The following is a 26718-nucleotide window of genomic DNA, read 5'->3' as shown; positions in this document are numbered from 1 at the left end:
GTTATGGCACGGCTTTTCTCAAATTGCATGAAGTGCTCGCCGTGCTCCGAGGTCGCTCGCCCTTTGAGTGAGCCGATCGACCCAAGTCACACGGCGTAATTCCGACAGTCGATGTCGCGGCGCGGTTACGCGAGCGACGCTGGAAGCGTGATGTGAAATGTTGTGCCGGAAGGTTCTTCGGGGGTCGCCCTCAGGTGTCCGTCATGGGCTTGAACGATCGAATGAGCGACTGATAGCCCGATGCCCATTCCCGTATCCTTGGTGGTGAAGAACGGCTCAAAAAGCCGTTCCATATGTGCGGCCGACATACCAGGGCCCGAGTCCTTCACCTTTATGTCTACCATGCCGTCGTCGCTGCACGATGTGGTGATCGACAGCAGCCGGCGCCCTTCGTTGACGGCGTTCATCGCTTCGATCGCGTTGGCGACAAGGTTGAGTACGACCTGCTGCAGTTGTACGCGATCGCCTGTCACGATCGGAGCGGGCGCGGCAAGCGTCGTCTCTACGCCGACGCCATTTTTCTCCGCATCGCGGCGAGTCATAAACAGCACTTCGAGTATGGCATCGTTGACGTCCACCTGCTCCTTTCGAACCGGGGATTTGCGCACTAGGTCTCTGATGCGGTCGATGATGTCGCCGGTTCGCAAGGTATCACGCACGATCAGTTCGAGGGCCCTGGCTGCTCGGTCGACGTTTGCGGGGCGAGCAGACAGCCACCGCAGCGCCGCGTCTGCATTCGCGGACATCGCGGCGATCGGTTGCTTCACCTCGTGACTGATCATCGCCGTCAACTGTCCGACGGTCGATACACGGTTCGCGTGGGCGAGTTCCTGCTGCATTTCGCTGAACCGGATTTCGCTGTCTCGCGCGCGTGCCTCCGCACGCTTGCTTGCGCTCAGATCGAGAACGAAGGCGACCCCTTGATCGCCGTCGGGCGAGAACATCGCGGCGCCGACAAGGACAGGCGCACGGCTGCCGTCCTTGCGGAAATACTCTTTTTCGATTGGCGCAAGCACGCCGGTCGCGCGAAGGACCGGTTCGTGGATCTGGAAGTCGACCTGAATCCATTCAGGAGGTGTGATGTCCCGCCAGTTCAGCTGGCGATGACGGAGCTCCTCGCGACTGTAGCCGAGCAAGTCGAGAAAGGCGCTGTTCGCGTCCAATATCGTGCCATCCAGCGCGTAAATGAAGATGCCGATGATGTTGGCGTCCACGAGGCGCCTGATTCTGGCTTCGCGGTCGGACAGCTCTCGATACAGGCGTGCGTTCTCCAGCGTGATGGCGACCTGCGAAACGAGTACGCCAAGCGCCGCCAGCCGGGTGGGCGCGAATACGCCCGTGGAAAGCCTGTTTTCCAGATAAAGCGTACCGACCAGTGTGCCGCGACGGATAAGAGGAATGCATAGAATCGAGCGCACTCGATGTGAGACGGTGTATGCATCGGTCGCGCATATTGGATCCTTCGATACATCCGGTATCGACAGGACTTCCCGAGTCCGCATGACATAGGTGATCGTCGCCGTCGGGAGCCGCTTCGGATCGAGCGGTGAGCTTCCCTGCCGAATGCACACTGCTTCGCCTTGGACCGTCGCCTCGGCCTGTATCTCCGCGGGTCCCTCGTCCGCGGTGAGAATCAGAATGGCGCGATCCGCGCCAGAGTGCGTCAGTGCAGCCCGCATGAACGTATCGACTACGTTTTCGAGAACGATCTCGGACGAAACGCGCTGCGAGACGTCGATCAGCATCCAGTAGTCTATCTCGCCGGCTGTGGACCGCGTCGTCTCGTGCGCGCTGCTGCCACGCGCGTCGGTGCCTAGATGCGGGTATGCGTCGTCGAGTTGCCGGACTTTCCCAAGCGCTCCCCAGCGCATATAACCGTAACGTGCATTGCGTAAGTAGGCATCGCTGATGATCGCGAAGCCACGGGACTGGTAAAAGCGCGCAGCCAGTTCGCTCGCAATCGCTTCCTGATGCGGAAAGTCGCTTGCGCGTGCGGCATCGATCGCCTGTTCATAAAGCCGCTCGGCGTCGAGTATGCGGGATTCGATGCGAGCGATCTCCGCATTCACGAGCGCTGCTCGATCGTCGAAATTGCGGGGAAAGTGGTTCGCCAGTACGTTGAGTTTCGCTTGGTGCCGAGCCAGTTGCTCCAGCCGCCGAGCACGGTTCTCCGGCGTCATCTGCTCCAGTGTTGCGGCCAACGTGAGCGCGGCGTAGAAATGGAACTCCGCCTCTTCGAGGAACATCGAGGAGGTCCACATCAGGGCTTCGGCGCGGAGCAGAGACTCGAAAGCGGCGTCATGGTCACCCGCCAGATAACGTGCTTGCATTTTTCGCGTCCAGTACCAGCACTCCGCGATGGCAAGACCGCGGCGATGTGAAAGACGGGACTCAAATGCCTGTTCGTTGAAATGCTCGCTGCAGAATGTCCCGAGCCTTTTCGTCCGCCCTCGCAGGCTGTCGATGAACGCGATTTGTGTCGAGATGATATCGACGACCAATCCATGTTGAGCGTTCCGGGCGAACGCAAGACCGCGTTCCGCTTCGGTGTGAACGGTGGAAAGGGGATCGCCCGCGAACAGCAACACCGTATTCAGACAATTGAGGGAGTACGATGCGTACAACAGATCCCCGGTTTTGTTTGCCGCGGAAAACGCGTACCTCAACGTGTCTTCGGATGCGTGAACATGCTCTATCCAGCACTTCGTAAAGATTGCGAACACCATCGACGTGCTGGCATGGAAGCGATGTTGAACATTGCGTTCGGCAATGCGATAGCCCGCATGGCTGAAGCGAATCCCGAGGTCGAAATCACCGAAACGCGGACCGGAAGTGCGGGTCAGCGTGCCGTAAGCAACGCAGGACGCGTCACAGTTTCCACTGGTCAGGCTGAGGTTGATCGCCTTGCACGTAATCAGCGAGTTGAGATTGAAATCGGTGAAGCATGCTGCGGACAGCAGGCGCGTCAGTACCTCCAGCGTAGTCAACGCTAGCGGGTCGACCATGGCTGGTAATCCGGCGATGTCATCGACCGTCAGGCTGGCCGCACGTCGGTGGAGTTGCGCATATTCGTCTTGCACGTCCTGATCGGACGGATGTGCCGACGATGTGATACCGACGCAACGCAGATAATCGAGCGCGACGGCGATCGCGTCGTCGCTTTGATCGAGCGCCGTGTACACGTCCATCCGTTGTACCGTGACGCGACCGCGCGCGATCAGGTCTAATCCTTGTATCGGCAACGCTGCCAGGCGCCGTTCCGCCAGCTCGAGTTGTCCGGTCAGGAATTCACATTCGGCAAACTCAAGTTCGAACTCGAAATGGATGCCGGCAGGGGCGTTGGTTGGTATAGCGCTCAGTAGCGCCGCACCGGCACTGAAGTAGCGCAGCGCGGTATCGTACGCGGCGGATCGCTTCGCTCGAATGCCGGCTCGCAAATTGAGCGCCGCGACTTCGTGCCGTTCTTCCGCCAAGATGAGTTTGTCACCGGCGCGATTGAATTGGCCGACGATTTCAAACAACAGCCCTTCGTCGGTCCCTTCGGCAAGATGCGGTAACAGGCGCCGCGCGGCCATCAGGTGCATTTCCGCGCGCGAGCTGACAGCGATGAGCGAATATGCTGCCTCGTGAATCCGGTCGTGGGCGAATCGATAGATATTTCCAACGCGTTCGACGAGTTGTTGACGGATGGCGGCCTGAAGCTCGTCGTGCAACGTTTCTTCGGTGGTTTGGCGCACGATCGCCAGATTGCAGGTCGTCGCTGCGCTGCCCAGGCAGGCAAGGTCGCGGAGTGCGGTGTTGCAGTTTGGTGGAAGCCGGTTGAGCCGGATAGCCATCAGATCCGCGACGTTGTCCGTATAGCGGGCGCTCCGGACGTCCTGAACGTTCCACGACCAGCGTCCGGCGGCCGGATCGATGACGAGCACGTTCTCTTCCGCGAGTGCATGCAGGAACTGAACGACGAAGAACGGGTTGCCTGCCGTCTTCGAATATACGACTCTCGCAAGCGGCTCGACCAACTTGTCGGTGGAGTGCAGGATGTCGCGAAGAAGCGGCGCGACATCCTTGGCGCTCAATGGCAACAGGTCGATTTCATGAACGGCGATTCCCGCCGCTTTGGCGATAGAGATCTTTCGCGTCAGTGGGTGATCGGCATCGACCGCATTGTGACGATACGCACCGATCAGCAGCAGGTGGCGCATGTCGGAATGGTGCGCGATATGTTCGATGAGATCGAGCGTTGCGGCGTCTGCCCATTGAAGATCGTCGATAAAGAGCACAAGGGGAGGGCTCAGCGTCGCGAACACCTGTATGAGGTCCCGCAACACCCGTTTAAATCGAACCTGTGCCTGTTGCGGCGGTAAATCCGCTACGCCGGGTTGCTTGCCTATCAGCAGTTCGAGATCCGGCACGAAATCCGTGACGAGGCGTCCGTTCTGACCGAGTGCGTCGAGCATCGCGTCGCGCCACCGGCGTACGTCGTCTTCGCCTCTGGCGAACACGGACTTGATCATGCCTTTCAGCGCAAGCGCCACCGAGGCATACGGTACGTCGCTGTTGTACTGGTCGCACTTTCCGCTGGCGAAAGTCCCTTGAAACGTGCCTACCGCGGTTTGCAGCTCGCGCGCGAGACACGATTTGCCGATACCGGCATAACCGGAAATCATCACCAGTTCAGTCGATCCCGCGAGCATGGCCCGTGAAAATGCGCCGGTCAGTCGCGCCAGTTCCTGGTCCCGACCGTACAACTTGGCCGGTCGGGAAAGTCGCTCGGGCAGATCGGCGATGCCCAGCTCGAACCGAGATATCGTCGCGCTCGCTGACCACTCCGCCATGCATCGACGCAGGTCGCGCTCCAATCCTGCCGCGCTTTGATAGCGTTCGCCGGGGCATTTTTCGAGCAGTTTCATGACGATCGCCGACAACTGGGGATCTACGAGTCCGTGACGCAGATGGGGCACGACGGGCGTGCGCGACGTATGACTGTGTATCCACTCCATCGGAGCGGTTGCGGAAAATGGCAGTTGCCCGGTCAACATGCGATAAAACACGACACCCATGCTGTACAAATCGCTGCGCGCATCGATCTGCCAATTCATGCGGCCCGTTTGCTCAGGCGCCATGTAGGGCATCGTGCCGGCAATGACTTCCGCGTGCTCTGCCATCTCGGGGCGATCCTGGCCGCCGAGCGCGATCCCGAAGCCGGTGAGCCTCACACTGCCACCGGGTTCGTCAACGTACAGGTGAGCGGGTTTGAGATCGCGGTGAACGATCTTGGCGGCGTGCATATGGCCGACTGAGACGACGATCAGGAGGGCAATATTCAGAAAGCGTTCAGTATCCAGCGGCTCACTCAATAGCTGCTCGAGGCTGACGCCGGCGGAGTTTTCGAGAATGAGTGCGACGCTGTCGCCTTGCCGCTGCAATTCGAGCGGGCGCAACGCCCACGCGCCATCCAGCTGGTCGCGCATCCGGTATTCGTTCAATAGATGTTCAACGGCGATCGTGTCAGATGCGCCGCGTCGCGGCCGGACGACGACGACCGGGATGCGCCGCCCTTCGGCATTCGTGAAGCATGCGCGGGAGTGAGAGATGCCGTCGTCTTCGGGGATGATGGAGGGGGCGGTATCGGTCATGCCGGCAATCGCTGTTCCGGGAGAGGGGTATAGCTGACGGAGCCGTTCATGACGACCGGCAACGCCGGCGATCTGGCGCCGCGCCGTCACGATCGCCGCAGGTCGTTATCGTTGCGCGCTCAGGCCAGTGCGGCCAGACGCTCGTCGCGGCTGATCAAACCCAGCGCTTCCGCTTTCAGTACGAAATCGGCAATCGACGGCGACTTCATTTTCTTCATTGCTTGCCCGCGGTGCAGCTTGACCGTGATTTCGCTCAGGCCAAGTTCGGCCGCAATTTGCTTGTTCAGCAGCCCGTTGGCGACCATCGTCATGATGGTTCGTTCTCGCGGCGTCAATGTGTCATAGGACGCGCGCAATATCGCCATTGACCGTTCGGACGTGCGGCGCTTGCAATCGGACTCCAATGCACATGTCACGGCGTCGATCATGTCTTGTCCGCGAAACGGCTTCGGAAGAAAGTCGACGGCACCAGCCTTCATCGCCTGAACCGACATGGGGATATCTCCGTGCGCCGTCATCAGGATCACGGGCAAGCGCATGTTCCGCACGATGTGCTCCTGCACGGCGAGTCCGCTGTGCCCCTTCAAGCGAACATCTAGGACGACGCAACTCGGTCGGTCCGGCAAGTCGGCGGCCAGGAAGCCGTGCGCACTGTCGAACGAAACGACATGCAGGCCGACGGAATCGAGCAACGTTTCGACAGCTTCGCGCACGGCACTATCGTCGTCTACTACGAAGACGACTGGATCCGTCGTACCACCATTCATGTCCGTCATCATCGCTCCGCTGCTGAGATCCGTAGAGAATTGCCTTTGATGCTTCTGCTTAATAATCCGGTAGGCCGGTTCATGAACCACCACATTTTAGAGCGAAACATATCGCCGGTACCAACAAAGGTCGGCTTGAACGGACCGGGCCGGGTGGTGGCGCGCCAGATGTTGCTGCATCCAAAATCGTCATACTATTAACGCTGAAATCCCTCTCTGGAGCACTTCGCGATGTCATCGAGTATTGACCTTCACTTCTTCCGCATCCTTGCGGACAGTTATCACCGACTGCTCAACAAGTCGCTCGTTCCCGCCGGGATGAATGCGTCCGAAGCCGCGACATGGCTATACGAGGAAGCGCCGTTCGGGATTCTGGCGCACGATTTAGCGGTAGATCCCGTGTTCGTCTACGGCAACAAGCGTGCGCAGGCCATTTTTGGGTATGACTGGGACGAACTCACCGCGCTACCTTCCCGGTTCTCGGCGGAGCCAATGGAGAGGGGCGAACGCCAACTGTTTCTTGAAAAAGTCGCGCGAGATGGTTTCGTGGCGGGATATCGAGGGATACGGATCACCAAGTCCGGCACACGCTTTTGGATCGATCATGCAACGGTGTGGCAACTCACTGATGCGGCCGGAAATCACTGCGGTCAGGCAGCGATGATCCCTGAGGTACACGCCATTGAGTAGTTCATGCAAACCGGGCAGAGTCTCGGAGCCGCGATCAGGTAACGAATTCGTACCATTCGCCTTAACTAACGCTTTGGATCGATCCCGCGCGCGACGAACTCGCGTTGCATGCGATCCTCGTCAAACGATTTCCGTGAGGCAAGCTCGGGTTAGGTGGCGGTACGTCGCATCGCTGACACGATCTCATCTTCGATGGGGATTGAACGCCGGGCTTGGGCCTTGCCGATTGCTTCATTTGATCGGCTCGACCTCTCATAATGACCGCCGATATCGCCAGGGGTGCTTGAGCCGGCTTCAGTGATGAACTGTCGATGAGGCGGTCCCAGATGGTTCCGGCCCAATGCGTCGATTGCTTAATTGCGACCTCCTCCCGCGCTCCATGCCAGTGATCACTTGGGGGGCACGTCCGACGGCCTTTGCCAATACACCTGCTCCGGCCGCACTGTATCGAAGCGGATAACCTGGTCGAGCGGAACAACCTGCGTGCGGTGCTGCAGTGGATCGTACAAGGCACACCGTTTGTCGGTGCAGGTCGCAATGAAGCCGTCGTATATCTCGCGTCCACCGGCGATCGCGCGCTCAACGTGCACTGGCCTGAAGTCCGACGAATTGAAGATCGATCGTACGCAATTATTGATCATGCGCATCTGGCGCTGCGCGTCGTCCTCGCCCCGCCTTTCAGCTTTGTACTGAATCCATTGGAAGCCGAGCAATACGACCCCCACAAACACCGTGGCGGCAGCCATGCCGAAGCAGCCCCAGATCACGAATGGGATCGATCGTGGCTCGCTGGTCGGGGCACGTGAAGTTGTCCGGGAGCCGTACCGCTTCAATAACCACTCTCTAACCATCCATACGAGGACGAACCACATGGAAATTGCGACGGTCGGAAGGAGGACGCTCTCAAAGAAGCCCTGTACCCCTACTACCATGCCCCAATACGAAAGCGCCCCTCGATCCCACGGCAACAACTCTGCATCCACACCATAGGTGATCAAGTAGGCGTCTCGATATGCCCGGCCTTGGCTATATAGCAGCGCGCTGCTGACGGCAATCCACAACACGGCACTCAGAGCCAAGTTGATCGCGCTAGCGACGTGTGTCGGCAACACGGTCGGAACTGCTGACACGACGCCTTTGCGTCGGGCAAATACACGGGGCGGACGCGCAGTTCTCTTCATGGGGCTGAATTCAGTGACTGGAATGGGAGCTAGCCGGTCGGGGTTGAAGCAAATGGGGCGATTCTCACCGATTTTTACTCTGCCTGTCTGGTAGTTACGCCCCGCTATTCAGCAGCGATATTGCTACGAGTCTCTGCGAACTGCGGCGAGCCGATCTTTTCTTGCCACTGCGGTTTGGCCGGGAACACCATACCTGAAATTGCGCGATGGTCGGGACCCTGCATGGCCGCGGCGTTCGCGTAATATCCATCGCCGCACCTTCAGTTGAAGTGCCGTCGTCGGATGACTTTCGCTGCTCCGTTGCAAATTCTGACCAACCCGATTTGGCTTCGGACCGGTCGCGTCAAGTCTTGTCGGTGCGTTGCAAGCGGCCGACGTCTAGACAAGGGGGGCCTCTTGAGGCGTTCCCGAGGCCATCTCTGCAAACAAAGTCAGCCAAAGTTGTGGCGGTAGGGGGAGTCGATAGTGTCGGCAGGCCATAACTACGATCGGCCAATGCCCCAGCCGAACAGCTGATAGCGAATCGAACGCAGTTTCTCGTTCGCACTCCGTACGCACGAAGTTGAGAGTTACGTTCGCCTCTTCAGTCACAGGTACGTGCGAAAGGGCGGCTCCATGATGCCTGCCGCCCGAATACAGAAACGAGTCAGAATCGCTCCCGGGGAGCCAGAGTTGGAAATTGCAGTGTGCCAAATGCTTTCGCTTGAACGCGGCAATTTGATCGCTTACCTCCTTGTTGCCGACCGCGTTCGCCCATAGAGCGAGTGTCGGTAGTAGGACGCTGGCCTCAGTTGCTGAGGTTCGGTGCTCATCGGTGGTCTTTCCAGAATGTTCTACGAGTTCCCAGTAATCGCTCGCACTTGTCGGGTAGCCAGTGTGATTGTGGTAGTTGAAGATCACACGATCAGCGATTCCTTTGAGCCAATCGCTGATCGTCGCACTAAACGGTGCGCGACACGCAAATAGAGTTAGGGCGGCTGAAATGTCTATGACTTGTGCGTCCGCGATAGGCGAAAGGAGAACTTGGTTATTCGAGATCATTGCTACTAGCTCCCGTATGCACTCATCGACGCTCGCACTAGCGTCATCAGGGAGCCGGGCAGGCAAATTACCTAGGCCACTGTATCTCCAGATTTCCCAGAGCCCACGCTGCGCTGTTCGCCCCAATACATCAAAAAGCTTCAAATTGACATCAACAGCGACATGCGAGCTAACAGCACTGGCGATCGCGTGACGCGTACCCACATGTGGCTGCAGCTTTACACGATAAAAATCGTCCCAAATGTCAAAATGCAACTCAATCAAACTGTTAAGAAGGAGGCTGGCATCGGTCGCTCGCGCCGTTGGTGCTTCAATCAGCCCGTGGAGGTATCGCCACATCTCGAGCACAGAGAATTCGCTGGCGACGTAAGCGGCCTCGACATTGCCAGCCTCTCGAGCCCAACCGTATAGAATCCAAAGGCAGATGTTGACGAGACGTGCTCGAGCTAACTTCTCGGCGTCCTTTATGTTGTTGTCCTTGACGATATCGATCACGAGCGCCCGAAAATGCTCAACCGAAATCTCCGGCTCCTCGACCATGGCGGCGGCTTTTCGTAGGTGAGCGCGTAGCTGTGCCGGAAGAATTTCTTCTCGAAGTAGTCCGGAAAGGATGAGTTCGGCAAGCTTGTCGCCGTTCCACTGCTCGTATTTGATGCGTTCGGTCTCGTTCCGCTTGATGTACCCCGTGACTTCGGCGCGCACTTGTTCGTCGATGTCGCCTCCAAAACACAAGCAAATCGCAATCGGTAGCGTTTGGTACTCAGCCGGAATCCGTGTGCCCACATAGTGGTCGATAATTTCATCAAGAGATGGGCGCAAACTTTGTGGCGAGGCGGAATTCCACTCGCTTCGCGTCAGGTTGCCCGACTTCACGGAGAACAGATAGACCTTCCGGATTCCGTCTTCGTCAGTCCCGACAGCCGCGATGTCGACGCCATATTGACGAGTGCCGCGTGAAGGTCGCGAATAGACTTGGAACCCGAGCTCGGTCAGCATATCCGGGAGTACCGCGTCGAGTTCGTTGCGCTCGCGCAGCGAAGCAAGATATTCCTTAATTATGAGTTTCATTATTGGCGGCGCTCAGTTCGAAATACGAAGAGTTGATGCTCGAGCTCCGTTGGGTCGAAGATGGACATACGTGGCAATTCGCTTCGGTGGCTGATGGTGTGCATGTCAATTTCGGAGCGTCGAGAGTTTCCTGAAAGATCAGTGATGTAGTTGATCGTCCGGCGGCCGTGAAGAATCACGGAGCGTGATGCGAGTGTCCGAAAAATGGATTTTTCCTCCATCGCTTTGTACGCTGCCTCCATCGCTTGTTGTCTTTGATGACGCTCGATGAAGCGCTGTCGCTCTGACGGTGCAAGCTCATTCACAACGCCTACTTTACTGAGGGCGGAGATATATTGTTCCAACTTGGACAATGCATCGCTGACATGCTGCAGCCCGGGGTGTTTGCCCTGTTCCTTCACTTGACCGAGATACTCGGCAATGGACCCCGAAAAGTTGAGTAACAGAGGGTCGAACAATAGTTCGGCGATTTCCTTCGCGTCATCGTCGTCACAGGTCTTGAGAATGCACATCAAGAGCGAGGCTGCGGTGATGGGATAAATGAAGAGATACCCGACAACCTTCCGCGCAAGGTAGACCGCATTTGCACTTGATTGCGACGAAACGTCGACATCGAAGATTGGCGATTCATTGTTGTACATGGTGCCGACAACTTCTTGCGCTGCATTGCGAAGCGCGTAGCTCTCAGAGCCTAACCACGCAAGCAGCAGCATCGCACCGCTTTTTTCGTTCTTCGTGTACTGTCGAAAGAAGCTCCCGAACTGCGCAGCGGAAATCTTGCCTTCGCCACGTTCGATGAAGTGTCTAACCAGCCCTTCGGCTTGTTCAGATTTTCCACGCTGCGTGAGCGTGTACGCAACGAAATCGAGACCGCCAACAGACTCGACGTCCGATGGTGAGATTGCATAACACGTGACGAGTAAGGCCTGTTGCACACCTTCATGCGCATTCTTGCACTTCTGCACAATCATCTGCGCTGCCTGACTGTGCGCGAGCTTGCCCCCGGCAACTCGGGTGCGATCGATGATCTTCACCACAGTTTCGACGGCAATCCCCGGTGCCCGAGAATGGAGGTTGATGGTTGTTGCGAGCGCTGCGGCGAGCAGTCCATCGTCTTCCGTGTAGTCAACGTACTCGAGTAGAGCAGCTAAAGTAGAAATGGTGAGGTCGAGATCGACTTCGAGACGAATCGCGCTAAGAGCGATGAGGGACGCACGCCGATAGTCGACTTCCGCGTGTTTGAGCCAGTCGACGCTTCGTGAAACAAAGTCGGGGAGCGAATGGAGTGCCCCTGCCTGTAGTGCAACCGTCAAGAACAGAAGCTTGTGAGCTGGATAGTTTGGCACGAGATCAAGTATTTCTTGCTCTCGCTTGTTCTTCGAGCACCAATCTCGGAGGCCATTAAAGTCGATCGTTGCACTCGTATCGCGACCACCAATAGTCATCAGTGATCCCACGGCGTCCAAGACGTTTTTCGTATCGGCAACTAGCTCCGGGAGTACTTGGCAAAAAAACTGCTGAAACTGGAACATTTCGTAATGATCTGCTTCGTCGGCCCCAATGAATGACGGAACAGACAGAAAATCCAAACTTCCGGCGTTGTGGAGTCTGATGACTGCGGCGATGACATCTGCTTGTTCATATGCTTCAGCCTCGCCCAAGCGTGGAACCAGTAACGAAAGAAGCGTTTTGTTTTTGTACCGCTCGAGAATGTCGTTTTCGAGAGAGTTTGTCATCACGGACCTTGGACGTAAGAAAGCGACCATATTATGGGACGCTTCAGAGCCAGCTGATGTTCAATGCAGCCCAGACAGAGTGGGTGCTCTTCATGATACGGCATCAACCGAGATACTGTGCCAATATTGATTACGTAAGGTACTCTCGAGGGGCAAACGCATAAGACGACCATAGGCTGGCCGTCGTTTAGCCAAGGTTGGCCGATTAACCTGAACTCAGGCAAAAAATGGAAGATGAGCTGCCCGAAAATTTGGACTCGTGCGATTTGATGAGAACGATCGACTCGCTTCATGAAGTCGATATGCGAAATGGATTTTTCTCACGGTGGGACGACGCCACTGGCGAAATTCGGCCGGCTACCGTGTCTGGACATCTCGCGGACGTAGCATCGTTCAACTTAAGTGCAAGAGTGCCCCGGTCGGTTCGAGTCCATTTCGAAACGGCGAAAAATCTCTACGTTTACGCGTGGTTTGTCTATCGATTTTATCCTGTGGCAGAGCAACAAGTGCTCACGTCACTCGAGTTCGCGCTCCGCGAGCGGTTAGGTATCCAGATGAAACAATCGTCAGGAGAAGAGGCTAAGCGTACACGCGGTCTAAGAAATTTGCTGGAGGAAGCACGGAAGCGAGAACTGGTATCGAATGCCCGGTTTTCATGGAATGAGGAGCGAGCACGGCAACGTGCCAGACAGCGCGCCGAGTTCCAACAGATCGAGGAGATGCATCGCCTTGGACTGACGACGGTCGAGGTCGATTACTCGAATGTGGAGCCGCTACCCGAGGATTTCGACCAGGACTGGATCGGCACATTCATCAACACTCTGCCTAGGATTCGAAACACATACGCGCATGGTTCGGGCACTCTGCACAACGCGGTCTTGCACACCTTCGAGATCGTTAGTGAGCTGATTAATCAACTCTTCGCTCCGGCGACGTAGCACGGCCGACGGCAGCAGCATCTGTTTGAAAATGGCGCCTGTCATGTCGTAGTGCATTGTATTGGTGGCGCGCCGTGGCACAACATTGGTCACTGCCCCGTCACGGCTGACTTACATCAAGGGGAAACATGGACAATCTTCGCCAGATCGTTAGGCACGAGCGAAGAGCCACGATCCTATGATCGACCAACTTGCAGATGGCAGTCGTTCAACCCGCCAACTTTGTTGGCTGAGTTGCTTTGCTCTACCTCGGTTGAGTAGAGCACAGCGAGCGCTTCTACATGTTCGTCGAACACCAACGAACAGGCCTACCTGCGGTTACGGGTGCCGGGTCGGACGCTGTCGCAATTGCGCGCTACAACCGATATGGAGGTCCATGAGCTACGCTGGACCTATCCGCGATTTCGTGGGCGGGGCATATCATGAGGTGTAAAAGTCATGGATATGTCGATGAAGAAGAAAAGGCAAACCGTAGCGCGTCAGGCAGCGGCCCGAGGGCCGCTGCCTGAGCTGCCCAAGGAACTGCTGGACCAGTTGGTCAAGGGGCCGATGACGCCGACCGAGGTGCAGGATCTGATGCTGGCGTTCAACAAGGCAGTCATCGAACGCGCGATGGGCGCCGAGATGAATCTGCATCTGGGCTACCCGTCGGGCCAGTCCAAGCCGGCCGGGCAAGCCAACGAGCGCAACGGCGCCAGCGGCAAGACGGTCATCACGGATCGTGGTCCGGTTCGGGTCGAAGTCCCCCGCGATCGCGACGGCAGCTTCGAACCGATCCTGATTCCGAAGCACGAGCGTCGTTTCACCGGCTTCGACGAACGCATCATTGCGATGTACGCCCGCGGCATGAGCGTGCGCGAGATTCAGGCGTTTCTGGCCGAGCACTACGGTACCGAGGTGTCGCCCGATTTCATTAGTTCGGTCACCGACGAGGTGATGGCCGAGGCGCTGAGCTGGCAGAACCGTCCGCTCGATCCGATGTATCCGGTGGTGTTCTTCGACGCGCTGCGGGTCAAGATCCGCGATGACGGCGTGGTCAGCAACAAGGCCGTGTATCTGGCTTTGGGCATCCAGGCCGATGGCCAGCGCGACGTACTGGGCCTCTGGATCGAGCAGACCGAGGGCGCCAAGTTCTGGCTCAAGGTGTTCAACGAACTCAAGACTCGCGGCTGCCAGGACATCCTGATCGCCGTGGTCGACGGCCTGAAGGGGCTGACCGAGGCGATCGGCGCTGCCTATCCCAAGACGACTGTTCAGACCTGCATCGTGCATCTGATCCGCAACAGTCTCGAGTACGCCAGCTACAAGGACCGCAAGGTACTTGCCGCAGCACTGCGCCCGATCTACGCGGCCGCCAGCGAAGACGCCGCGAGACAGGCGTTACAGGACTTTGCTGACGGCCCCTGGGGCGAGAAATACCCGACCATCGTGCAATCGTGGCAGCGTGCATGGGAGCACGTCGTACCGTTCTATGTGTTCCCGCCAGAGATTCGACGGGTCGTGTACACCACGAACGCCATAGAAAGTTTGAATATGCAACTGCGCAAGATCATCAAGACGCGCGGCCACTTCCCGAATGATGAGGCCGCGATCAAACTGCTCTGGCTGGCGCTGCGCAATGTGCTGGCCAAAACGGTACGTACTGCCTTCGACTGGAAATCAGCGATGAACCAGTTTGCTATCCTGTTCGGCGAACGGTTTACGCAAGCGCGCGGATAACCTGTTGTTCAACCGCCTCGCCCACAAAAATGCGGACAGGTTCGCTACGCTCGTAGTACGCGCGAGAAAGAAAATGCCCGCTCATCAGGCGGGCATTTCAAGAGGTGGGGCAGGAAACTTACCGCGGACGACGTCCAGCCCAGTAAGCCCCGCTCCCTGTTTTCTGTTGCTGCACCTAGGCCAACTCTGTCGTGAGAGTATCCGCTATTTTGCCGACTTGCAACGTGCGCCTCTCGCCTTACCCTGCTACGCCGGCCTCAAGCGAAACAATGTATCGAAGCAAGTCGTCAACGCGTCCATCCGACACGAGTTGCTCAGCGGTCTTGTAATCGAAGATCCGCAACGGCTCATTGCGATACCAGAAGAGCGCGCTCTGTAGGTCGCCCGAGATGTCGGTTGCAGCTCGGATAACCCTGAGCGCTTCCCGAAGGTACTTTTGCACGCTTTCAGAGCCGGCTAGGCGGCTTACCGTGTTGCGGTGTACGTGGGCGAGCCGCGCGAGCGTTTGCATATCGATGTGCAAGGCGGCAGCGAAACGCCTCGCCGAGATGATCGGACCGATGCTCGTCGGTTCTCTCAATGACGCCATGAATTGGGCGAATTCGCTGGAACTGCCGGTGATGTCAGATTCCATGGTGGTTCTTGATTGCACACTATGTGCACATTTATAGCACATCTACATCCACTTCGACCCGTGTACCCCAATCCAGCAGGGCATCGTAAGCCCGTTTGCGACTTGGACGGAGCCGATTTGATGTGCAGGCAGCATTGAGATTGCGGGGGGCAACCCAAGGGCAAGTATTTGATTTTTATGGGGTTATGGCGCCCGCCCATTCCAAGATCAACTTTTCTGCGAATTCTGTAGGAAAAGGCCACCTTTTCTGCCACTTCCTAGCGGGGAATTTCGCAGAAAAGGTGCTCAAGTCATTGATTTGCGTGGGTCGTAGAGGTCATCTTTTCTGCGACCCTACACTGTGGTGGAGGGCTTGCGGGCAGCGGCCCTGCCTGATCGCTGGGGAGTGGGGCGGCGAACTCGGACGTAGCAGATTGGCACCTACATGCGCGTAGTCTCGGTTCCGGTCCGCGTGCGGTGGGCTTTGAAAAATGCTCTGCGTCGAGAGACTTGGGGATAGCCGGCATTCGAGCATTCCCGTCGCTTCCGATAGAGCGACGGAAAGTGTTTTTCGTCAAATAACATGAAAAATTGCTAATCGGCATACCGATTTGTTAGCTGTGTGCCACATTTTGGTAAACTCGCGCGCAGCCGCCCGCTATTTAGAACAGCAACATCCGGCGGATCATAACGAATCAAACTGAGAGACCGTCGTGAATATCCGAGAGTCATTCCGCAATTTCGTATCGGGAATCGATGCGAATCGCCGGCCAGTCGTGCTGAATTGGGGTAAGGCGCAGCACGCGCTGGGGTCGAAGATCGCGTTGCAGCACGCGAGCATTCGTGAAAGCATGATGACAGGCATCAGCGGTCATTTGACCTGCATTTCTCAGCAGGGCGATCTGCCTCCGAAGCTTTTCATTGGAGCGCCGGTCTCAATCGGTATCGTCACGGACCGCGGCCAAGTGCATGCCATCAACGCAATTATTAGCGCCGTTCAGGTCGGACGGACCGACGGGGAGTTGACGGTTTACCAGTTCGCCGTGACTGACGCGTTGAACCTGCTGCACAAGCGCACCAACTCTCGCATCTTTCGTAACGTGAGCGTGGTCGATGTACTTGGCGTCGTCCTGAGCGAATGGCGACAGCGTAGTGTGGCACTTGCGCAGGCGTTCGAGTTCGACCTGTCGCAACTCGATAGATCCCGCTATCCGGTTCGCTCTTTCGTACGTCAGGTCAACGAATCTGATGCCCGTTTCATCTCCCGGATTGCGCGTCGCGACGGCATCACGCTGTTCGTGCGCGCCGGACGGGTAAGCGGGGAGACGAAAGACGGCGATTCTCCCGTGCATGCGCTGGTGTTCTGCGATGACCCTCGGAAACTGGGCGAGTCCGCCGCGGGTATAGTGCGGGTTCATCCACGAGACGCTGGAACGGAACAGCGCGATACCATCACCGCTCTGACGATGCGTCAGCAACTGATTTCGGGGGAATCGGGGCGCCCTTCGTGGGACTATCGATATGCCCGCGTGGACCAGTCCAGTGCATCGACAAGGATCGATCAAGGCGAATCGGGTAACGATCTCGCGAAATTGCTGACGGACATCGTGATCGACGTCCCGCATATGGCGGACTCGTGGGCAGACCACGAACGGATGACGGAAGATCGCATTCTGGCTCATGAAGCGCAGGCGGTGCGATACGACGGCGTGAGCGGAATTCGCGACCTTGCAGTCGGCGCATGGATCACGATCGCCGGAGAGGACGAGTGGGGCGCGCTCCCGTCCGACAAGCAGCAATTCGTGATTACATCATTGCACCACGAGATCTGGAACAATCTGCCCAAAGGGTTGAGCGAGCGCGCGCAGGCACTGTTCGCCGCCAGCCACACGCTTCAGCAACCACAGTCGCTGAGCGATGGAGATCCGTCTGGTCAGGATACGCGCTACGAAAATACGTTCTCGTGCGTGCCGCGTGGCGCGCCTCTCACGCCGCCTTACGATCCCAAGACTGACCTTCCGCCGACGCCGTTGATTACCGGGCGCGTGGTCGGGGCCGATGGCGAGGAGGTCAGTTGCGACGAGAATGGCTGCGTGTTCGTGCAGATTCTCGGGCAGGATTCCCGCGATCATGCGCACGCGCAGGGTGCCGGGACAAACAGCAACGAGAGCGACAGCGCACCGATTCGCGTGGCATCCAGTCTGGCCGGGCCGAATTTCGGCGAGACGTTCTTGCCGCGGGTGGGCACTGAAGTTCTGCTCGGGAGCCTCGGCGGAGATCCGGACAGGTTGGTCATCATCGGCGTACTGGCAAACGGCGCGAACATGCCGGCGAGTTTCACTCATACCGGCAGTTTGCCCGGCAATCGCTTTCTTTCCGGTATCAAGACGAAGGAAATCAAGGGGCAGCGCTACAACCAACTTCGTCTCGACGACACACCGCAACAAATCAGCGCGCAGCTTGCATCGGAGCACGCGCATAGTCAGTTGAATCTCGGCTATCTGACGCAACCGCGTGATAACGGACAGGGTGCTGACCGCGGCCAAGGTGCCGAATTGCGCACCGACGCGGCAGCCGCGTTGCGCGCGGCGCAAGGGATGCTTTTGACCACCTACGCGCGTACTCAGGCGAGCGGCGGACAGCTTGATCGCGATGAACTCGTCGAATTGCTCGGCGAATGCGCGGAGCTGTTCAAGGCGTTGGGAGATTACGCCGGACAGCACGGTGGCACGGCGACCGATGCGACGGGGCAGCAAGCTGTCGTGACCGCCTTCAAGGGTTGGACGCCAGGCGGTCATGCGTCAGGCGGCGATCGTGCGCCGAACGCTGACGCAGGCGATTCTCAGGCGCTGATGGCATTTGGCGCAAAGGCCGGTGCGCTCAATATCACTCCCAAGACTTACGTGACCTACGCTGGCGAGAACATCGATCAGATCGCGCAGCAGAACCTGCAATTCGCCGGGGGGCAGCGCGTGATCACGACGGCTGGCAAGGGCATCCACCTGTTCGGGCGCGGGGAAGGCGTCCGCGCGATTGCCGGCGAAGGCCCCGTTGTCTTGCAGGCGCAACAGGACACGCTCGCGGCGACCGCGCAGAAGGGGATACAGATCATGTCGGTCGGCGACGAAGTGTTGATCTCGGGTAAGTCGATCCGGTTCGTCGCGGAAGACGGAAGCTACGTGAAGGTCGGTGGCGGCGTCGAGGTCGGTTCCGACGGGGCGTTCACCGCACACACGGCGGGACATGATTTCGTCGGTCCGAAGACGGACCACGTTGCGCCGCCGGCGTTCAATCGCGGAGGAGCCGATCAGAAGTTCCGCTTGCGGTACCCGGGCACCGACGGTGACGATGGTACGCATCCCGTGCCGAATCGTCCGTACAAGATCACGCTGCGCAATGGCCAGGTCATTAATGGTGTCTCGGATGCACACGGGTTAACGGAGCTTGCATCGAGCGACGCGATGCACATTGCACACATTCAGGTTTTCGACGCTTAAGGCAGGCGATCATGTCCGATACCACAACCTCTTCGCCCCGGATCGTCGGCGAGCATCAGGCGATTCTCAATTGCAACCGGCCACAGAATGCGTTCGTCAATACCGACGTACAAAATCGTTTCCCGTGCACGACGATCCTGGTCCATGGCGTGAACGACCTGGGAACGGATTTCGGCACGGTCGAAGGCGGATTGTGCGAGGGATTGAACGACCGCCTCGGTCGCACCGATTTCAAGGGCGCGGAGTACTCGCACGGCCGCATGGCGAACGACCCGAGCCAAGTGAGCGTTGCCGACATGATGAAGAACATGGACGACGTCATCTATCGTCGGCAGGAAAGCGAAGAGACGAGGAGTCCGTTGATTCCGTTTTATTGGGGATTGCGCGTCGGGAAGGAGGATTTGCCCCGGGACCCCAATAAGGAAACCGTCAACGGCCAGTACGTCGACCGGTTCGGCAATCGCCTCGATGAGCACCGTGCGCGCAACGGCGGATTCTTCGCCAATGCGACCAACAACATTCCCGACATGTTCGACTCGAATTTCAAAGGGGGAATGGCGACGAAAATTCTCGACAGGATGCAGGGTGATCCGACGCATCCGCTTCGCGAGGCGGAAAATCGGCATTACATGGTGCTGGCAGCACGGCGGCTCGCGGCATTGGTGCGGCAAATCCGCCTTATCGACGCGGACGGGACGGTCAATATCATTGCGCACAGTCAGGGCACGCTGATATCGCTGCTCGCCCAGGCCTATCTCGTCGAGGGACTGATTCCGAACCAATGTGGCCCCGCTGACCGCCCTGCCGACACGTTGGTTCTGATCGACTCGCCCTACAGCTTGAGCGAGGAGTTCATGGATCGGCTGCTGCAACGTGGGGATCAGCAGCAGACGACTTATGCGCGTGCAAAGACCTTGGCAAACCTGGTCGGGCATGTGGCGAGCGGCAAATATCCGACGCCACCATTCGATCAATTGAAGTACGAGCCGGGCCGGGACAATTTTGGCGTCGTCGGGCCGACGTGGGATCCCGCGCAGGCGAGGCGCCTGAGCGGGCCGCAAGGCAATGAATGCGTCGTGTTCGCCGAGCGCGACAATCGCGGCAAAGTGTATATGTACTTCAGCCCGGAGGATGCGACCGTCGGGCTGAGCGGCGTCAATGGCATGGGTTGCTCGGGCCTGCCCGACTCAATCGACGTGCGTGCGGCGCAGCAGGGAGGCAAGCCGGAGACTATCAATTTGCTGTCGGCGGCTTTCCGGCAGCGCGTCTTTACCCGGCGTCTGCGACAGGGCAAGCCGGTTCAGGTTGGTACGCCGCCCGGAAACTTTACGATACGGGAAAAGGGCGAAACATCTCATGGCTTGCCCGGTGGCTTTACGACGTGGATCAAATCGGCGCAGATAAGCGTGGGTACCCAGCGTAATATCAATGGCGAAGCATTGACGCCACCATTCGATCCCGAAATGGAAGGCAATGTGCTGCCGGGAACCGCAGCGACGCCGCTCTCGAAAAATAATGACGGCGAGTTTGCGCCCGGCAAGCAAGCCATTGACCAGCTTGAAGCGGAAATTGCGTTGAGCACGAACAGTGGCGAAGGTGCGTTGCAGGCATTGCCTGCACAAACCATCGACTGGCCAACGAGTGAGGATGGGACGCTGCCGACCTCTACCGAGGTCGAGGCGTCGCTGAACGCTGGCAAGGGTCCCGACGATCAGTGCAAGGTAAGCCGGGTCGTATCGACGGTACCGCCGTCGCCCGGGCACATCGTCGTCTATCGGCAGGAGACGCTCAATGAAGCCAAGGTTCGGCTGATGAATCAGCATAAGGGAGAAAGCTCATATCACTCGGCGGTCATGAGTGGTCGCAGAAATCACCGCTGTGCGACTGCGTTCGATGTGTCGGTAGGCCAGGCGCGTGCGCTGGACGATCCGGACTGGGCGACGCTGCTGCGTGCTGTCGCCGACTGGCGTACACCAATGAGCAGGATCGACAAATTGACGAAAGCCCATACGAACCTGGACGAGCAGACGCTGCACATCATCAGGGCGAACTGCGAATATTACGACCAAGGGAATTTCCCTGGGGAAGACGTCATTCCCAAGGCCTTTCCTGCAGGCGTAGTCAGCGAAACCATCGAGATGAGAACCGATGAAATCAACAAGCAGGTTCGAGCTCGTTCACCCCACCATATGCACGGTTGACGCTACATGACGACAACATCGGTCCCGCGTCTATCAGGATCGCGAGTATTTATTTTTTTGTTCGCGAGCCTCACTTTGATTTGGCTCGTGGCATTCGAGTTGACTGCGAGATATGGATTTTCGTTTCTGGAAAATATGACGATGATAAGGCGATTGCTATTGTTGATCCTGCCGCCACTGTTACTGGCTGCTGGCGTGAGCCTTACCTATGGCGCATCGCTGCGCAAGGACTCGTCACGTCCAGAGGGAGCCAGTACCGCACAGTCTGCTCTGAGTGTGGCATCGGCCGGAGCGGGATCGCAGGATCCTCAATTCACATTGGAGATTCGGCGTATCGGCGTGACGGTTGACCGCTTCCGGCAACGGGCACTATTGATGCGCCTGGATGAAACTGGGGCGAGCGGAACGCTGCTGCTGCAAGATCCCAAGCAATATCCCTGGTCAAGTGATACGCGCGATTCGGAATACGCCAAGCGCCAGAACAACGTGTTCGGCTATGCATTGCGCAACTGGGTGGATTACTGGCCTATTCCCGTTGTCGTGCTGGGACCGCCCCGTAACGTCGCCGATCCGCATGCCGATCGCATGGCGACCCACATCAATAGCGCCGATAACGGCGCGGGCATTGGTAACACGCTATACATCAGACTCGACGAGATTCACGGCGAACATGGCGACACGGCGGTAGCGCGCCTGTTCGATTTCTTCGACCAGCATCCGGATTTGCCAGCTGTCGTGGTGCTTGCCGAAGATGGTCTTGTGACGCGAGGCTACATGCGCACGCCACACGGTGATTATCTGGACAAGTCGAACGCGAACGGCAATTTCGTTCCGCAATATCCGGATAGTTTGGTTGCGATGCTGGTGACGCGCAAGGATCGCGTCGATCGGACGATTCGACCATATGTTGTCGATGCGCCGGAGGCGATCGACAAGACCAAGACACAATTTGATGTCATCAAGCTGTGGAACTACTTCTGGGCACAGCAGAAATCCTATCCCAGGCCAGCGCCCGGTGTTTATGAAATGTCTTGGGACTATTGGCACGCGAAGCTCCCCGAGTTCTGGAAGACCGCAGCGCTGAAGATGCCGGACGGCTTCAAGCCGAACCCGTGGGTGCCGATTCCGTGGACGACGTGGCAACTGAAGGAGTACGACAAATGGCCGGTTCTGGCCAATCTGCATCGGCCGGTGCGAGTCGATCTGAGCAACGGCCACGGGGCGCCGTTGAAGAAGGGCCAGCGAATCGAAAAGATCCGCGCCGGCTGGCAGCAGGCAGTGGGCACGCTTGCGCCCGGCGAGCAGCCGGGACGGATGTTCTACGATACCGGCACCTCGACCGCCAATCTCGCGTTGCTGGTGCAGTCGCTGCACGACAATCCGCAGCATATCGATATTGACGACCCGAAAGACGCATTCGACATGCAGCGTCGTATAGGCGGCGACACCGGAACGAGTTCGATCTGGGTTCAGAGCGCACTGGCGCTGATGATGGGTTATGGTGACGGGAAGACGAGCGCACTGATCAACCTGAGGGACCCGTTGCATGCCACGATCGTCATGCTGACGCCGCCGGACGCCGCGTCGCGGCAGGCGCATCCGCAGACCTTCAGCTGGGATTACTGACGGACCGGATTGACACGTCATGGGTCAAAAGCGATACATCATCGAAGGCGATGTGCACAGTCACGGCGGACGCGTTGTGTCCGGGGCACCGAACTCGCGAATCAACGGGCGCGCAATCGCACGCTTGCACGATCCCGCGATCTGCGAGATTCACGGCCTGACCTTCATTGCGACGGTGTCGGGCCACGCCCGATTCGACGGGCAAGTCGCCGCATGCGACGGCGACTTGCTGGCATGCGGAGCACGCCTGATCGCGAGCCAGCACCAGACAGGAGGCTAACGGAAATACGGTGCGCGTGAGCGGTGCGCCTCGAGCCGGCGGGCATCGGCTGATCACGCTGGTCACGCTCAGATCACGAATTCCATCGGCTTCGTGCCGCATTGCGCATCCGGCAACGGCTCGCCACGCTGCGTCGCGGCCAGCAACCGTCCGATCGCAATATGGACCACATCGGCGCGCACGCTCGACGGCGTGAAGCCTGCGGCGTTGTCGAGTCCCTCGCGGTGCGCACGCATGATTCGCACGTCTTGCTGGATCACGGAATGCGTGTAAAGGTGCAGCAGTGGTTTCAGCGCGCGCAGCAGCACGGCCGGCAACGCAAAGCGATAGGCGATGTACGTATAGACACGCGATCGACGCGTGTCGAGCGGTGTGATCTGGCTGATGATCAGAAAACTCGAGCGGCTCCCCCAGTGATAGTCGCATCGCGTGACGTTCGGTGCATAAAAATGATCGGTATGCCGAAGCGGTTCCCTGGATGGATTGGTCAGCCAATCCAGCATGCCGATCTTGTCGCCGTCATCGTGATACGTGACCTCGACGCTTTGCTGCTTCAGTTCGACGGTCGCCCGTAGTCGCCGCCCAGTGGATGAACGAAAAATCCGGTCGTGCACGAACACCGTATGCGGGACGTCCATGAAGTTCTCGACCAGTGCACCGAGATCGCCGTCGAACGTATTGATCATATAGTACGACTGCCACGGCCGTTCGCCGTGGTGTGGCATGTCGAACGGTCGCTTCAGCGCTGGATCGCCTCGCCCGCGGTAGACCCAGACGAGACCGTGCCGAGTCAACACCGGCAATCTGCGCTGACGATATGGGTAGGTCGTACCGGTCGGTTCGGCGCTTGCGCTGTCGATGCTGGGAATTCGGGTGACGCTGCCGTGCTGGTCGTAATGCCAGCCGTGATACGGACAGACGAGGCAGCCGTCGACGACTTTCCCGGCCGACAACCGGGTGCCGCGATGCACACATTGATCGACGAGCGCGACGATCTCGCCGTCGGCCGCCCGGAATAGCACGATGCCGAGGCCCAGTACGCGAGTACCGAACGGTTTGTCCCGCTTGACCTCGGCTTCGGTGCTCGCGACATACCATTGCTCGACGAGTGCGCCGAAGGCTTCGCCATCGGCATCCGGCGCGGATTCGTCGCACGGCGAACACGTTGATGCGATCGATATGTTCAACATGAGCACGCGTCCTCGATAAATGCGCGGAGTGCGTTCGCCACGGCGGGCTTGGCCACCAGAGCGCGGGGTTTGACATCTCCAGCCCGGATGCATGCACGCTCGTGGGCTCGCTGGACGAGATCCGCCAGCTGGGCGGCACCCCCACGTATGCGAACCGCGCGCAACGGGCCAAGCTGGCCGACCGTGCGTGCGTGCCGGTAGTGAAAAGCGCGGGCGAGAGCCTGTTCCAGCGCAACGCCCAAGGTGGCGACGTCCGGCGTATCGCTTGCAAGCAACAGCAGGTAATGGGGTGGATCCGCGTCCACGCACGGAATCACGCAACCTTCGTCGCCTGGTTGCAGTAACTTGGAAAGCGACGCGGCCAGATAGGCTTCGTCCAGCTTTTCACCGACCAGATCGCTTTGCGTGTCCGCCCGCCCGACGAAGGTCACGCATGGCGTTCGTCCCGCATATCCGGTCACACGGACCCGATCGCCGAGCCGATAGCGGTACAGGCCGCCTCCGGTCGTCACGACGACCTCGACCGTGTCGCCCGGCTTCAGTTCTTCCACGCCTATCGCGGTTCCATCATCGAGCAGGAACTCGAGGAAGTGGCTGCAGACGGCGAGGGGACAGCCGGCCGTATCGCCGAACGGCAGGCTGACCACTGCCTCGGTGGAAAACAAGCCTTTCGGAAACCATGCGGCCTGGGGTAACAAGGTGCGGGCATGTGCGGCGTAGTGTTTGCTTGGACCGTCCATCCAACAACTCACTGCCGCGAGTTGAGGCCACAGCCGGCCGCAGTGACCATCGTCGAGTGCGCGCCGCAGCGCGGCCGTACGATTCGGCGGCAGCGAATCGAACAGGAAGGTGAGTGTGTCGCGGCGTTGCGGTTCGGCGTTGTCGAACAGCGGACGAAGCAGACTGGTCAGGAAGGTTGGGCTCCATACGCTGATGAAGGCCAGATCATGAGCGGCGATCAACGCGCGCAACGTTTCGGTGCGCCACGTGCGAGCATCACCCGATAGCGATGGTACGACGAGCGTCGGCAGCAGATCGACGAGCGGGCTGTCGGCCAGATAATCGAGATCGCTGTCCGACCCGATCATGATGCCGTTGGGAGCGCGGCCGCGCGCTTGCAGCGGAGGCGACATCGACCAGTACGCGCGGCCGGCTGCGACGCCGGGCACGGCGTGATGCAGATCGGAGAGCCAGACGACCAGTGCGAACTGCAATTCTTCGAGAAAGGCCGGCGTATAGGGAATGAGCTTTTGCTGCTCGCTGCCGCCGCTTGTGCGCTCGAAGAAACGTGGCGGTTGCGCGGTCAGGATCGGAGTGGACTCCTGGAGTGCACGATCGATCCATCGGGACACGCCAGCGTAGGGGGCAACCGGCACGCGTTCGCGAAATTGTGCCGGATCCGCGATATCGGCAAACCCGTGGGCGATGCCGAACGCCGTGTTCCGATTGGCGGCGAGCAAGCGTGACAGATAGGACGCCTGCGCGTCACCCGGCGCGTCGAGCGCCGTGAGCCACACGCGGCGAAAGGGTTCTGCAGCAGCGCCGAACGCGGCCCACGCATCCTGTGCACGCACGTGCGTCCTCTCGTTAGAAATAGGTTTTTTCGAGTTGTGTCGGATCGCTCGGCAAACGCCGGGGCGCTTCGAACACATGCAGCCAACCGTACCACAGCGGCCGCGTCTCCGCCGCGTCGGAGCACGCATGAAGCTCCTGCCAGCGCAGGCTCGGACGCCGGTGATGCGTCAGGTTGTAGTTGAAGTTGAGGAATGCCCAGCGGATCAGTATGGGGGCACGCATATTGTATGTGCCCTCCACAACGTCGAGCGGCGTGTGCATGTGATAAACCCATTGGAGCGACGACCACGAAAACGCGAATGCGAGGTAGGCAAGCGAGATGTCGAGCACGCGCCAGTCCAGCAATGTCCCCAGTGCAATCCATACGGCCACGCCTGCGAGCGTTTCGTATCGAATTCGTCGGAATTCCGCGTGGCCGAAGTCTCTGAACGCGGCCGCATAGGTGTTGTCGTGTCCGTACTTGGCCCAACCATACGGAATGCGACTCGGAAGCACGGCCAGGACGAAGCTGCCCGCGAAACTCGCGAACCAGATGCCGCCGACGATCGCCGCGTAGTATGCGACTCGCTTGCGCCACAGCGAAGCATCCGGCTCGACGAAGTCCACCCGCTCCGCAGGCGTTCGATTTCGCACGTGGTGACCGAGATGATTCACGTGAATCAGCGTTGCCGCGGCGCCGAACATCGTTGATGCCCACCACATCATCAAGTAGTTGATTTTCCCGCGCCGATGCCCGAAACCGTGGAATGTTTCGTGCATCATCGAAAACACGCCTTGCATGATCAGGCAGAACGGTACGAGCGCCCCCCAGCGCCACGGGCTCGTACCGTGCGACAGCCACGTCAGGATGCCCGCCCATATAACGCTCTGTAGCGCGAGCACGCAGAGATTCAGCCGATCGAACCGTCGCGAACGATTATCTATGGCGCTTGCATTGGCATCGAACATACAATTCGGACA

16 protein-coding genes are annotated in these 26718 nt (G+C 58.7%); 7 read left to right on the top strand and 9 right to left on the bottom strand.

Annotation, left to right across the window (positions count from 1 at the left end):
- Positions 1-125: 125 nt before the first annotated feature.
- Positions 126-5636 carry an AAA family ATPase gene (locus J8I35_RS15450; protein ID WP_209926019.1) on the bottom strand — a complete coding sequence of 1837 codons (5511 nt, stop codon included), beginning with the start codon at positions 5634-5636 and terminating at the stop codon, positions 126-128.
- 119 nt (positions 5637-5755) lie between these two features.
- Positions 5756-6412 (bottom strand): response regulator, encoded by a 657-nt coding sequence (locus J8I35_RS15445; RefSeq protein ID WP_124846588.1) that lies wholly within the window; start codon positions 6410-6412, stop codon positions 5756-5758.
- Positions 6413-6634: 222 nt separating this feature from the next.
- On the opposite strand from J8I35_RS15445, the gene J8I35_RS15440 reads away from it, so the two are divergent.
- Positions 6635-7093, top strand: a complete 459-nt coding sequence (locus tag J8I35_RS15440) for an MEKHLA domain-containing protein (protein WP_209926017.1) — start codon at positions 6635-6637, stop codon at positions 7091-7093.
- Positions 7094-7482: 389 nt separating this feature from the next.
- Here the strand turns inward: J8I35_RS15440 and J8I35_RS15435 are convergent, their stop codons facing one another.
- The 3 genes from J8I35_RS15435 to J8I35_RS15425 form a co-directional block, all read right to left on the bottom strand.
- Positions 7483-7860 carry a hypothetical protein gene (locus tag J8I35_RS15435; RefSeq protein ID WP_209926015.1) on the bottom strand — a complete coding sequence of 126 codons (378 nt, stop codon included), beginning with the start codon at positions 7858-7860 and terminating at the stop codon, positions 7483-7485.
- 792 nt (positions 7861-8652) lie between these two features.
- Positions 8653-10383, bottom strand: a complete 1731-nt coding sequence (locus J8I35_RS15430) for a hypothetical protein (protein WP_209926014.1) — start codon at positions 10381-10383, stop codon at positions 8653-8655.
- Positions 10383-12119: a hypothetical protein gene (locus tag J8I35_RS15425; protein ID WP_209926012.1), complete on the bottom strand. Its 1737-nt coding sequence runs from the start codon at positions 12117-12119 to the stop codon at positions 10383-10385. Before J8I35_RS15425 ends, J8I35_RS15430 begins: the two co-directional genes overlap by 1 nt.
- Before the next feature lie 227 nt (positions 12120-12346).
- Here J8I35_RS15425 and J8I35_RS15420 point away from each other — a divergent pair, with 227 nt between their 5' ends.
- Positions 12347-13057 carry a hypothetical protein gene (locus J8I35_RS15420; protein WP_175002225.1) on the top strand — a complete coding sequence of 237 codons (711 nt, stop codon included), beginning with the start codon at positions 12347-12349 and terminating at the stop codon, positions 13055-13057.
- A 450-nt stretch (positions 13058-13507) separates the two neighbouring features.
- Complete coding sequence (locus J8I35_RS15415) at positions 13508-14776, top strand: IS256 family transposase (protein WP_209926010.1); 1269 nt, start codon at positions 13508-13510, stop codon at positions 14774-14776.
- 238 nt (positions 14777-15014) lie between these two features.
- Here the strand turns inward: J8I35_RS15415 and J8I35_RS15410 are convergent, their stop codons facing one another.
- Entirely contained in the window at positions 15015-15410 is a 396-nt protein-coding gene (locus J8I35_RS15410; RefSeq protein WP_209926008.1) for a DUF2384 domain-containing protein, read from the bottom strand.
- 692 nt (positions 15411-16102) lie between these two features.
- On the opposite strand from J8I35_RS15410, the gene tssI reads away from it, so the two are divergent.
- Genes tssI through J8I35_RS15390 form a run of 4 tightly spaced genes read left to right on the top strand, consistent with a single transcriptional unit; the run spans position 16103 to position 22993 of the window.
- Positions 16103-18886, top strand: a complete 2784-nt coding sequence (tssI, locus tag J8I35_RS15405; RefSeq protein ID WP_050017219.1) for a type VI secretion system tip protein TssI/VgrG — start codon at positions 16103-16105, stop codon at positions 18884-18886.
- A gap of 11 nt (positions 18887-18897) precedes the next feature.
- Positions 18898-21087, top strand: a complete 2190-nt coding sequence (locus J8I35_RS15400; RefSeq protein WP_209926007.1) for a DUF3274 domain-containing protein — start codon at positions 18898-18900, stop codon at positions 21085-21087.
- Positions 21088-21093: 6 nt separating this feature from the next.
- On the top strand, positions 21094-22713 hold the full coding sequence (locus J8I35_RS15395) for a DUF2875 family protein (RefSeq protein ID WP_245170275.1): 1620 nt from the start codon (positions 21094-21096) through the stop codon (positions 22711-22713).
- 19 nt (positions 22714-22732) lie between these two features.
- Complete coding sequence (locus J8I35_RS15390) at positions 22733-22993, top strand: PAAR domain-containing protein (RefSeq protein ID WP_012339060.1); 261 nt, start codon at positions 22733-22735, stop codon at positions 22991-22993.
- Positions 22994-23061: 68 nt separating this feature from the next.
- Here the strand turns inward: J8I35_RS15390 and J8I35_RS15385 are convergent, their stop codons facing one another.
- From J8I35_RS15385 to J8I35_RS15375, 3 genes are read right to left on the bottom strand one after another with little or no spacing between them, the layout of a single operon-like run.
- A complete protein-coding gene (locus J8I35_RS15385) occupies positions 23062-24183 on the bottom strand; it encodes an aromatic ring-hydroxylating dioxygenase subunit alpha (RefSeq protein ID WP_209926005.1) in 1122 nt (373 codons plus the stop codon).
- A complete protein-coding gene (locus J8I35_RS15380; RefSeq protein WP_209926004.1) occupies positions 24177-25757 on the bottom strand; it encodes a GH3 auxin-responsive promoter family protein in 1581 nt (526 codons plus the stop codon). The genes J8I35_RS15385 and J8I35_RS15380 overlap by 7 nt, the downstream gene beginning before the upstream one ends.
- Positions 25758-25770: 13 nt before the next feature.
- Positions 25771-26706, bottom strand: a complete 936-nt coding sequence (locus tag J8I35_RS15375) for a fatty acid desaturase (protein WP_204383957.1) — start codon at positions 26704-26706, stop codon at positions 25771-25773.
- Positions 26707-26718: the final 12 nt, after the last annotated feature.

It is taken from the genome of Burkholderia sp. CpTa8-5 (assembly GCF_017815045.1).
Taxonomy (GTDB): domain Bacteria; phylum Pseudomonadota; class Gammaproteobacteria; order Burkholderiales; family Burkholderiaceae; genus Burkholderia; species Burkholderia sola.
The sequence above is the reverse complement of the archived record's forward strand: the minus strand, read 5'-3'. Positions and strand labels throughout refer to the sequence as shown.